Raw genomic sequence first — 11,304 nt, 5'->3', positions numbered from 1 at the left:
CGACTAGAGCGAGAATATTTATGAGCTTGAATCCAAGAGACGTCGTGATTGTCGACTTCGGTCGCACGCCGATGGGCCGCTCCAAGGGCGGCATGCACCGCAACACCCGCGCCGAAGACATGTCGGCGCACCTGATCAGCAAGCTGCTGGAACGCAACGTCAAGGTTGACCCGAACGAAGTCGAGGACGTGATCTGGGGCTGTGTGAACCAGACCCTGGAACAGGGCTGGAACATCGCGCGCATGGCGTCGTTGATGACCCAGATCCCGCACACCGCGGCCGGCCAGACCGTGAGCCGCCTGTGCGGTTCGTCGATGAGCGCGCTGCACACCGCTGCGCAAGCGATCATGACCGGCAACGGCGATGTGTTCGTGGTCGGCGGCGTGGAGCACATGGGCCACGTCAGCATGATGCACGGCGTCGACCCTAACCCGCACATGTCGCTGTACGCGGCAAAAGCCTCGGGCATGATGGGCCTCACCGCGGAAATGCTCGGCAAAATGCACGGCATCACCCGTGAAGCCCAGGACGCGTTCGGCCTGCGTTCCCACCAGCTCGCCCACAAGGCGACCGTGGAAGGCAAGTTCAAGGATGAAATCATCCCGATGAACGGCTATGACGAGAACGGTTTCCTCAAACTGTTCGACTACGATGAAACCATCCGTCCGGACACCACCCTGGAAAGCCTGGCGGCGCTGAAGCCGGCGTTCAATCCAAAGGGTGGCACCGTGACGGCCGGTACGTCGTCCCAGATCACCGACGGCGCTTCGTGCATGATCGTAATGTCGGCGCAGCGTGCCCAGGACCTGGGCATCCAGCCGCTGGCGGTGATTCGTTCGATGGCTGTGGCGGGTGTGGACCCGGCGATCATGGGCTATGGTCCGGTGCCGGCCACACAAAAAGCCTTGAAGCGCGCGGGCCTGACCATCTCCGATATCGACTTCTTCGAGCTCAACGAAGCTTTCGCCGCACAGGCCCTGCCCGTGCTGAAAGATCTGAAAGTACTCGACAAGATGAATGAGAAGGTTAACCTGCACGGCGGCGCGATTGCCCTGGGCCACCCATTCGGTTGCTCCGGTGCACGCATCTCCGGCACATTGCTTAACGTGATGAAGCAAAATGGCGGCAACCTTGGGGTTGCAACCATGTGCATTGGTCTCGGCCAAGGTATTTCCACCGTCTTCGAACGCGTTTAACCGTTCGCTTGACGGAAGCCGGGGCCCAGTGCCCCGGTTTTTGTTTTTTGGAATTTTTTAATATTTTTTTTCAACAAATTTTGTACGAGGGCCAGAGCATGAAAGTCGAACCAGGGCTCTACCAACATTACAAGGGGCCGCAGTACCGCGTTTTCAGCGTGGCACGGCATTCCGAAACCGAAGAAGAAGTGGTGTTTTACCAAGCCCTGTATGGCGAATACGGCTTTTGGGTGCGCCCCTTGAGCATGTTCCTGGAGACCGTCGAAGTTGACGGCGAGCAGGTCCCGCGCTTTGCTTTGGTCCAGGCAGAACCCAGTCTTTTTTCAGGGCAATAACCACAGGTCGCGCAGAATACTGCGCTTGACCTCATCTTGTTGCCACTATATATAGCGTTGCCGCGACAGGCGCCAACTGCCTTTCACTTCTCGAATTCAGGAATTTTCCGATCCATGGGCAAATCGCTGGTCATTGTGGAATCCCCGGCTAAGGCCAAGACCATCAACAAGTACTTGGGCAACGAGTACGTGGTGAAGTCGAGTATCGGCCATATCCGAGACCTGCCCACCAGCGGTTCGGCTAGCGCCAGCAAGGAGCCTGCCGCCAAGCGCGGCAAGGCGGCTGCGGGCGAAGGTCCGGTGCTCACCCCTAAAGAGAAAGCGCGCAAGCAGCTGGTCTCACGCATGGGTGTGGACCCGGACCATGGCTGGAAGGCCAAGTACGAAATCCTTCCGGGCAAGGAAAAGGTCATCGAAGAGCTGCGCCGGCTTGCCAAAGATGCCGACACCATCTATCTCGCAACGGACTTGGACCGCGAAGGGGAGGCTATTGCCTGGCACCTGCGGGAAGCCATCGGCGGTGACGACAGCCGCTACAAGCGCGTGGTATTCAACGAAATCACCAAGAAAGCCATCCAGGAAGCCTTCTCCAAGCCGGGCGAACTGGACATTGACCGCGTCAACGCCCAGCAGGCCCGGCGTTTCCTCGACCGCGTGGTGGGTTACATGGTCTCGCCGCTGCTGTGGGCGAAAATTGCCCGTGGCCTGTCCGCCGGTCGTGTGCAATCGGTTGCGGTGAAGCTGGTGGTGGAGCGTGAGCGTGAGATCCGCGCGTTCAACCCCGAAGAGTATTGGGAAGTCCACGCCGACCTCGGCACCGCCAAGGGCGCCAACGTGCGCTTTGAAGTGGCCCGCGAAAAAGGCGAGGCCTTCAAGCCGCTGAACGAAGCCCAGGCCATGGCTGCGCTGGAAAAGCTCAAGGCCTCCAGCTACAGCATCGTCAAGCGTGAAGACAAACCGACCAGCAGCAAGCCGTCGGCACCGTTCATCACTTCCACCCTGCAGCAGGCCGCGAGCAACCGCCTGGGCTTTGGTGTGAAGAAAACCATGATGATGGCCCAGCGTCTGTACGAAGCGGGTTACATCACCTACATGCGTACCGACTCGACCAACCTGTCGCAAGACGCGGTGGCGATGGCGCGTACTTATATTGAAAGCGAATTTGGCAAGAAGTACCTGCCGGAAAAGCCCAACGTCTACAGCAGCAAGGAAGGCGCACAGGAGGCTCACGAAGCGATTCGCCCCTCCGACGCCAACACCGAGCCCAGCAAGCTGAGCGGCATGGAGCGCGACGCTGAACGCCTCTACGAGCTGATCTGGCGTCAGTTCCTGGCTTGCCAGATGCTGCCGGCGCAATATCTGTCGACCACGGTAAGCGTGGGCGCCGGTGATTTCGAGCTGCGTGCCAAGGGCCGTATCCTCAAGTTCGACGGCTATACCCGTGTGATGCCGCAGATCGCCAAGCCTGGCGACGACGATGTGCTGCCGGATATGGCTCAGGGCGATACGTTGAAGCTGATCAAGCTCGACCCGTCCCAGCACTTCACCAAGCCGCCGGCGCGTTATTCGGAAGCCAGCCTGGTCAAGGAGATGGAGAAACGCGGTATCGGTCGTCCTTCGACCTATGCGGCGATCATTTCCACGATTCAGGACCGTGGCTACGTGGCGCTGCACAACCGTCGTTTCTATTCGGAAAAGATGGGCGATATCGTCACCGAGCGTCTGTCCGAGAGCTTCTCCAACCTGATGGACTACGGCTTCACCGCCGGCATGGAAGAGAACCTCGATGACGTGGCCCAGGGCGAACGCGACTGGAAAAACGTGCTGGACGAGTTCTACGGCGACTTCAAGAAAAAACTCGAAGTGGCCGAGAGCCCTGAGAGTGGTATGCGCGCCAACCAGCCGGTCATGACCGACATTCCGTGCCTCACCTGCGGCCGGCCGATGCAGATTCGTACGGCATCCACCGGCGTGTTCCTGGGGTGTTCGGGCTACAGCCTGCCGCCCAAAGAACGCTGCAAGGCCACCGTCAACCTGGTACCGGGCGATGAAATCGCCGCGGATGACGAGGGTGAATCGGAGTCGCTGGTGCTGCGTGGCAAGCACCGTTGCCCGATCTGCAGCACGGCGATGGATGCCTATCTGCTGGATGAAAAGCACAAGCTGCACATCTGCGGTAACAACCCGGATTGCAACGGCTACGAGATCGAAGAGGGCACCTACCGCATCAAGGGCTACGAAGGTCCGAGCCTGGAGTGCGATAAGTGCGGCAGCGAGATGCAGCTCAAGACCGGGCGTTTCGGCAAGTTCTTCGGTTGCACCAACCCGACCTGCAAGAACACCCGCAAACTGCTGAAAAGCGGTGATGCGGCGCCGCCGAAAATGGATCCGGTGAAGATGCCCGAGCTCAAGTGCGAGAAGGTCAACGACACCTATATCCTGCGCGACGGTGCTTCGGGCCTGTTCCTGGCCGCCAGCCAGTTCCCGAAAAACCGCGAGACCCGTGCACCGCTGGTGCTGGAGATCGTGCCGCACAAGGACGAGATCGATCCCAAGTACCACTTCCTGTGTGAAGCGCCGAAGAAGGACCCGGATGGTCGCCCAGCCGTGATCCGCTACAGCCGCAAAACCAAGGAGCAGTACGTGCAGACCGAAGTCGACGGCAAGCCTACCGGCTGGAAGGCGTTCTACGACGGTGGTAAGTGGAAGGTCGAGGACAAGCGCCAGGGCGCTTGATTGAGTAATCTGGGAAATACAAAGGCCGCCTTTATAGGCGGCCTTTTCTTGGTGTAGGAGCGAGCTTGCTCGCGAAGGTCGTTAACGATGACGCGAGAAATCTGATACACAGTGGTGCTCTAAAGTTTTTCGCGAGCAAGCTCGCTCCTACAAGCCAGCATCAGGCCTAATTCGTTGTGGAGATTGCCGTCATGGCCAACGAACTCTATACCCGTACCAATCAGAAAATTTATTTCGCGGGTTTGTCCCTGGAGGCCCTTGGCCGTGCCGAGGTGGGGAAGGAGATGAATGCCATCGCGCTGGTCCAGGCGGGGCGTGAAGCCGCTTTGTTTCACCTGTACGGTGCCTTGCTGGGGCTATGCCATGAAATCGCCGGGTTCTACCGCCTGCCCCAGGCAGGTTCGCCCCGTGCTGAAATGATCATGACCCGGGAAGTATTGGACACCATGGCTATCCCGGAATTGGCCGAGCTGGTGGAAATGGCCCAGAGCCCGGACAGTTGGGTAGCGCGCCTGCTCAAGGCACATGCCGACATGTTCCAGCCGCCCCGTGTCCCTCATGTACCCAAGGGTGACGTGACGCAGCCATTGATCATGGCGGTTTCGTTGGAAGCGGAGGAACCCAAGCCTTTGAGTCGCGAAGAGCTGGAAAGCTGGCGCCAGGCGCTGAAAAAGCTGGCATTGCGCTTTCGCGAAGGCCTGAACGAGTGCTGAGCGGGCAAGCCTGCACGCGACAACACTGATATAATCCCACGCTTTCGTGGAGAACAGACTTTTATGCCAACGTCCTTTCTGGAAATTGTTGAACTGCCTGACGGCCGAATCGAGCTGCGCCGGGCTGAGGACGAAGGTTCTCTGGTCACCCTGAACTTCTCCGAAGACGCAAAAGCGTTCCTGCAAGGCCAGCATGTGGAAGTGGCTAAAGCCATGTTGAGCGTCGGGGTGCAAATGGCCGGTCGCCTGGCTGAAGGCGAGCCGGAAAAGGACGATGGCCCAAGGGTTCTTCACTGAGCCCGGTGTAACCGTTCACCCTTATCCCAATCGAATATTCAAGCTCTGCGCATCACCTGTGTGAGCGGCACTGATCAACTGCTGCTTGGCCGTTGCGCTCAACGGGTTCAGCCAGCTCACCACGGTATGGCTGCGGCCCAGGCGCAAGGCTTCACAGGTCAACTGCTGGGCACTCTGTGCGCCCCTTGGCTGCAGCAACAGAATCCTTTCACGGTTGAGGCCGGCATCCCGTAGCCAAGCCTGGGTCAGGCTGGCGGGCGGGGCGATCAGGGTCAACCAGCGCGCGTCCTGCTCTTCACTGAGTTCGCGAAGGATCGGCGCCAGCAGGCTCAAGCAGCTCCCGGCAGCACCACGCAACGACAATTCACTGAATACCTCGGGTTCACAGCTCCAGGGAGCTTCGACCGTTTCCTTGAGGAGGGGCGCAAGGGGTTGAGCCATGAAGGCCTCGAACAGCGACAGTTGTGTGTGTTGTGGGGTGTGCACGAGCTGCATGATGTCTCCTTTAGCGGCGAATGACGCCGACACTCAAGCCTTCGATCACCAGGTCCTGGTCTTTGAGGTTCACTTCAATCGGCGCGAACTCCGGGTTCTCGGCCATAAGCCAGACCTTGCTGCCTTCACGCTTGAAGCGTTTGACGGTGACTTCATCGCCGATCCGGGCCACGACGATCTGGCCATTGCGGGCTTCGCGGGTGGTGTGAACGGCCAGCAGGTCACCGTCGAAAATGCCCACGTCCTTCATACTCATGCCGTGCACACGTAGCAGGTAGTCGGCACGAGGATGGAAGAAGGTCGGGTTGATGTTGCAGGACTCCTCGACGTGCTGTTGCGCCAGGATCGGTGCACCAGCGGCCACTCGACCGATGATCGGCAGCGTCGATTCGTCGGCCTTGGCTTCGAAACCAGGGATGCGTATACCGCGTGAAGCCCCTGGGGTCATTTCGATCGCGCCTTTGCGAGCGAGGGCCTTAAGGTGTTCTTCAGCAGCGTTGGGAGACTTGAAACCCAGTTCCAACGCGATTTCGGCGCGTGTCGGTGGATAACCGTTGTCATCAAGGCAGCGCTTGATAAAAGCCAGAATCTCAGCTTGGCGTGGCGTCAGTTTTAGCATGTTGATCGCTCTGTCTTTTTATACAGTGACTGGGATTATATACAGTGAATCGCGCTTGGCAATCATCCTTTTTTGCGCCTCCGCTGGACGGTCATTCATCCGCGTTACTGCAAGGCGAAGATAGCGCTGCCTACAGACTGTGGAGGATGTGATTAAATAGCGACGAAATAGATGACTGCCCGGCCGGAAAACGGGCGCGCAGGCTTGACAAGACATACCCTGAAACGTATGTTTCAAACAAGTGTTTGTCAGGCGGAGTAGCCATGGCCCAGTCGGAAACCGTTGAACGCATTCTCGATGCTGCCGAGCAGTTGTTCGCGGAAAAAGGATTTGCTGAAACTTCATTGCGGCTGATCACCAGCAAGGCCGGGGTCAACCTCGCCGCCGTGAACTATCATTTCGGCTCAAAAAAGGCCCTGATCCAGGCGGTGTTTTCGCGCTTTCTGGGGCCGTTCTGCGCCAGTCTCGACCGTGAACTCGAACGTCGCCAGGCTAAAGCCGATAACACGCCAAGCCTGGAAGAACTGCTGGAAATCCTGGTTGAGCAAGCCCTGGTGGTTCAACCGCGCAGCGGCAATGACCTGTCTATCTTCATGCGCCTCCTGGGCCTGGCGTTCAGCCAGAGCCAGGGTCACTTGCGACGTTACCTGGAAGACATGTACGGCAAGGTATTCCGTCGCTATATGTTGCTGGTCAATGAAGCCGCTCCGCGCATTCCTCCGATCGAACTGTTCTGGCGCGTGCACTTCATGCTCGGCGCCGCCGCCTTCAGCATGTCCGGGATCAAGGCGCTGCGCGCGATTGCCGAGACCGATTTCGGCGTCAATACGTCCATCGAGCAGGTGATGCGCCTGATGGTGCCGTTCCTCGCCGCGGGCATGCGCGCCGAAACCGGTGTGACCGATCAGGCCATGGCTGTGGCCCAATTGCGCCCGCGCAGCAAATCCACACCCGCCCTCGCCAAGGTTTGACCGTCGCGGGTGTGCGTGGCCGCTTGCATCCGCTAAGCTAGCCGCCATGCCGATTTCAGCTATTTACGCGCAACCCGTTGTACTTACCGTACCTGGTAGGAGTGACGGGTTGTGCGCGTTATTTAAGGAAGATTTATGACTGCTGCCCTGCAAGGTTCTTTGATGGTCGACGTTGCCGGTACCTGGCTGACGGCCGAGGATCGCCATCTGTTGCGCCAACCTGAAGTGGGCGGCTTGATCATTTTTGCGCGCAACATCGAGCACCCGCGCCAGGTCCGCGAGTTGAGCGCGGCGATCCGTGCGGTGCGCCCGGACCTGCTGCTGGCGGTCGACCAGGAGGGCGGACGCGTGCAGCGCCTGCGCCAGGGCTTCGTGCGCCTGCCGGCCATGCGCACGCTGGCGGATAAACCCAACGCCGAGTCCCTGGCCGAACACTGTGGTTGGATCATGGCCACCGAAGTGCTGGCCGTGGGCCTCGACCTGAGTTTTGCGCCGGTGCTTGACCTCGATTACCAGCGCAGCGCCGTGGTCGGCACTCGCTCGTTCGAAGGCGATCCCGAGCGCGCTGCCGTGCTCGCCGGTGCCTTTATCCGTGGGATGAACAGCGCCGGCATGGCTGCCACCGGCAAGCACTTTCCCGGTCACGGCTGGGCCGAGGCCGATTCCCACGTTGCGATTCCCAATGACGAGCGCAGCCTGGAACAGATTCGCGCCAATGACCTGGTACCGTTCGCACGCCTGAGCAGGCAATTGGCCGCCGTGATGCCCGCCCATGTGATCTACCCGCAGGTGGACAGCCAGCCGGCCGGTTTCTCACGCCGCTGGTTGCAGGACATCCTGCGCGGCGAGTTGCAGTTCGACGGGGTGATCTTCAGTGATGACCTGTCCATGGCGGGCGCCCATGTGGTGGGCGATGCGGCGAGTCGCATCGAGGCGGCGCTGACGGCGGGTTGTGACATGGGGCTGGTGTGCAATGACCGTGCGGCTGCCGAGCTGGCGCTGAGTGCGGCGCAGCGGATGAAGGTCACCCCGTCGGCGCGGATTGCACGTATGCGGGGCCAGGCAGTTGCGTCGACGGACTATAAGCAGGATCCGCGTTGGTTGACAGCGCTTAGCGCGTTGCGCGATGCGCAGTTGATCGACTGAAGACTGCGTCGCGTCTATCGGGGGCAAGCCCCCTCCCACATTTGAATGTATTCGCAATTCAATGTGTGGGAGGGGGCTTGCCCCCGATGGCGTTCCGACAGTCAGCGCTTTTCCTGCTTATTGGGCAACGGCGCAAACAGCGCCTCGATATCCTCATTACCCAACTGCCAGTCCCCAGTCGTACGCCCGTCCAGTACACCCGCTGCCAGGTCGGACTTCTCCTTCTGCAAGTGCTGGATTTTTTCCTCCACCGTCCCCCGGGCTATCATCTTGTAGACGAACACCGGCTTTTCCTGCCCGATGCGATACGCACGGTCGGTGGCCTGGTTTTCGGTGGCGGGGTTCCACCAAGGGTCGTAGTGGATCACGGTGTCGGCTTCGGTCAGGTTCAGGCCGACGCCGCCCGCTTTGAGGCTGATCAGGAAAATCTGCAGCTTGCCGCTCTGAAAGTCCTTCACCGGTGTGCGCCGATCACGGGTCTGGCCGGTCAGCAAGGCGTAGGCGATTTCGCGTTTCTTCAGTTCAGCCTCAATCAAGCTCAGCATCGACGTGAACTGCGAGAACAACAGTATCCGCCGCCCCTCGGCAAACAATTCCTCAAGCATCTGCATCAGGCTGTCGAGCTTGCCCGAGCTGCTGCCGCGGGCGGGTAGAGTGGCGTCGTTGACCAGGCGCAAATCGCAGCACACCTGGCGCAATTTGAGCAGTGCCTCAAGGATGATGATCTGGCTGCGGGCCACGCCCTTGCGGGTAATCTCGTCGCGAACCTTTTTATCCATGGCCAGGCGCATGGTTTCGTACACGTCGCGCTGTGCTTCATTAAGATCGACCCAGTGAATGATCTCGGTCTTGGGCGGCAGTTCCGTGGCCACCTGCTCTTTGGTGCGGCGCAGCAGGAACGGTTTGATCCGACCGTTGAGGTGCTGCAATCGCACTTCACTGGCGCGTTTTTCAATCGGCACGCGGTAATCGCGGTTGAAGCTTTTCACGTCGCCCAGCCAGCCCGGCAGCAGGAAGTGGAACAGCGACCACAGTTCGCCCAGGTGGTTTTCCAGTGGGGTGCCGCTCAGGCACAGGCGCTGCCGTGCATTCAGCTCGCGGGCCGCTTGAGCCGCCTTGCTGGTGGGGTTCTTGATGTATTGGGCTTCATCGAGAATCAGCACGTGCAAGGGCAGGGCGGCGAGATGTTCGATGTCCTTGGGCAGGAGGGCGTAGGTGGTCAGCAGCAGGTCGTGGTCCTGCAGATTGGCGAAGTGCTTCTTGCGCCCGGCACCGTAAAGCGCCAACACCTTCAGTTGAGGGGTGAAGTGCGCCGCCTCATCGAGCCAGTTGGGGATCAGGCTGGTGGGCATCACCACCATGCACGGCCTGTCCAGACGACCGGCGGCTTTCTCGGTAAGAATATGCGCAAGGGTCTGCAAGGTTTTACCCAGGCCCATGTCATCCGCAAGAATTCCACCCACCTCCAATTGGCGCAGCGACTGCATCCAGCTCAGCCCTTCCAGTTGGTAAGGGCGCAAGGTTGCATTCAAGCCTTCAGGCGCCACACAGGTGAAATCCTTGATGTCACGCAGACGCTGGGCAAAGTTGCGGATCTTCTCGCCGCCTTCCCATTGCAGCGGCAGGTCTTCCAGCGGGTTCAGGCGAATCGCATCGGCCTTGGCCAGGCGCAACGTGGTGCTGCCGGCTTCCTGCAGGTAGAACTCGCCGAGCGTCGCCAGTACCGGTTTCAAGCGTCCATAAGGCAGCGCCACCTGCAGCGGACCGTGGCCGTTGGGCAGGCTGGGAATATTCACCAGGATGAGTTCATCATCGCGACGTCGGGCGAGTTTTTCCGGATTGAGGATCTCGGTGTGGGAGCGCATCAAGTTGAGCAGGATCGGCAGCAGGCTCAGCCGTTCGCCGTTGACGATAATCCCAAGCTCCAGGTCGAACCAGTCACGCTCGGGGGCTTCATCGACGCTGGCGTACCAGTCGTCTACCGGGCTGAGGTCGAAACCGAAGTCTTCATCGATCTGCAGCTCCCAGTCCGCGGCCCGCAGCGCGGGGGATGCGTTGAGGGTGAAATTCAACCAGGCGCTGTCATTGACCATCTCGAACAGTTCGCCGGCACTCTCCGGCAGTGCCTTGCTCTGGCGCGTGGCGATCTTGAAGCCGAGCAGGCGCAGTTGCTCGCGATACGCTTGTTCCAGCTCCGGATGGCGCTTGATGCGCAGGCTCTGGGTTTCCTGGCGCACGATGATGTCGGCGTTCTTTTGCCCGCTGACATAATTGCCCAGATAGTTGAACGACAGCGCCGCGCGATGCTGGATGTAACGCTGCATCTTGCCATTGCGCGGCTCGAACGCGCTGAACTCCACACTGGCCAGCCACAGGCGCGGCACGGGGCGCACATCCTCCATGACCACCTGCGGCAGCACCACGCGGTTATCCAGTACCGCCTGGAGTTTGCCCAGCAACTCGGCGTCCTGGGCCGCCGCCGGGTAGGCCAGGGTTTCCTGGACCTTGAGCAGCACTGCAGCGATATGTTTGCAGTTGGTGTGCACCGGGCAGGTACAGCGGCTGTCCACCAGAATCAGCATGCCCTTGGCCGATTCGCGCAACGAGATGGTTTGCCGGTACACGTTGCTGCCCGACCCTTCGCAACTGGCGGTGATAGTGCTGTCGCCGGACTCGACGATGCGCACCCGATTCTCCAGCGCATAACGCCGCCCGCGCTCCAGGCTTTGTTCCTTGAAACGATTGGCCCAGGAAGGGGCCAGGGGTTTGGTCAGTGATGACGGGGGCATGGCGCTG

Annotated in this window: 10 protein-coding genes; 7 read left to right on the top strand and 3 right to left on the bottom strand. The window is 60.0% G+C overall.

Annotated features, from left to right (window positions below; all coding sequences use genetic code 11):
• The first annotated feature begins 20 nt into the window (after nucleotides 1-20).
• The 5 genes from fadA (at nucleotide 21) to CIB54_RS06335 (ending at nucleotide 5,277) form a co-directional block, all read left to right on the top strand.
• On the top strand, nucleotides 21-1,196 hold the full coding sequence (fadA, locus tag CIB54_RS06355; RefSeq protein ID WP_024074080.1) for an acetyl-CoA C-acyltransferase FadA: 1,176 nt from the start codon (nucleotides 21-23) through the stop codon (nucleotides 1,194-1,196).
• Nucleotides 1,197-1,294: 98 nt separating this feature from the next.
• Entirely contained in the window at nucleotides 1,295-1,531 is a 237-nt protein-coding gene (locus CIB54_RS06350) for a DUF1653 domain-containing protein (protein WP_065886336.1), read from the top strand.
• A gap of 114 nt (nucleotides 1,532-1,645) precedes the next feature.
• On the top strand, nucleotides 1,646-4,267 hold the full coding sequence (gene topA / locus CIB54_RS06345; protein ID WP_053136569.1) for a type I DNA topoisomerase: 2,622 nt from the start codon (nucleotides 1,646-1,648) through the stop codon (nucleotides 4,265-4,267).
• Nucleotides 4,268-4,458: 191 nt separating this feature from the next.
• Nucleotides 4,459-4,980 carry a DUF6586 family protein gene (locus CIB54_RS06340; RefSeq protein ID WP_065950494.1) on the top strand — a complete coding sequence of 174 codons (522 nt, stop codon included), beginning with the start codon at nucleotides 4,459-4,461 and terminating at the stop codon, nucleotides 4,978-4,980.
• A 63-nt stretch (nucleotides 4,981-5,043) separates the two neighbouring features.
• Nucleotides 5,044-5,277: a hypothetical protein gene (locus CIB54_RS06335; RefSeq protein WP_065950493.1), complete on the top strand. Its 234-nt coding sequence runs from the start codon at nucleotides 5,044-5,046 to the stop codon at nucleotides 5,275-5,277.
• A gap of 21 nt (nucleotides 5,278-5,298) precedes the next feature.
• On the opposite strand, the gene sulA is transcribed toward CIB54_RS06335, so the two are convergent.
• Nucleotides 5,299-5,772: an SOS-induced cell division inhibitor SulA gene (gene sulA / locus CIB54_RS06330; RefSeq protein WP_101219119.1), complete on the bottom strand. Its 474-nt coding sequence runs from the start codon at nucleotides 5,770-5,772 to the stop codon at nucleotides 5,299-5,301.
• Between the two features lie 10 nt (nucleotides 5,773-5,782).
• Complete coding sequence (gene lexA / locus CIB54_RS06325; protein ID WP_017137423.1) at nucleotides 5,783-6,391, bottom strand: transcriptional repressor LexA; 609 nt, start codon at nucleotides 6,389-6,391, stop codon at nucleotides 5,783-5,785.
• A gap of 263 nt (nucleotides 6,392-6,654) precedes the next feature.
• On the opposite strand from lexA, the gene CIB54_RS06320 reads away from it, so the two are divergent.
• Together CIB54_RS06320 and nagZ are read left to right on the top strand one after the other, a co-directional pair.
• A complete protein-coding gene (locus tag CIB54_RS06320; RefSeq protein ID WP_065950491.1) occupies nucleotides 6,655-7,362 on the top strand; it encodes a TetR/AcrR family transcriptional regulator in 708 nt (235 codons plus the stop codon).
• Between the two features lie 135 nt (nucleotides 7,363-7,497).
• Entirely contained in the window at nucleotides 7,498-8,508 is a 1,011-nt protein-coding gene (gene nagZ / locus CIB54_RS06315; RefSeq protein WP_101219117.1) for a beta-N-acetylhexosaminidase, read from the top strand.
• A gap of 101 nt (nucleotides 8,509-8,609) precedes the next feature.
• Here the strand turns inward: nagZ and CIB54_RS06310 are convergent, their stop codons facing one another.
• On the bottom strand, nucleotides 8,610-11,297 hold the full coding sequence (locus tag CIB54_RS06310) for a DEAD/DEAH box helicase (RefSeq protein WP_101219115.1): 2,688 nt from the start codon (nucleotides 11,295-11,297) through the stop codon (nucleotides 8,610-8,612).
• Between the last annotated feature and the right edge of the window lie 7 nt (nucleotides 11,298-11,304).

The sequence above is a fragment of the Pseudomonas fluorescens genome (assembly GCF_002837185.1).
Lineage (GTDB): Bacteria > Pseudomonadota > Gammaproteobacteria > Pseudomonadales > Pseudomonadaceae > Aquipseudomonas > Aquipseudomonas fluorescens_AM.
The sequence above is the reverse complement of the archived record's forward strand: the minus strand, read 5'-3'. Positions and strand labels throughout refer to the sequence as shown.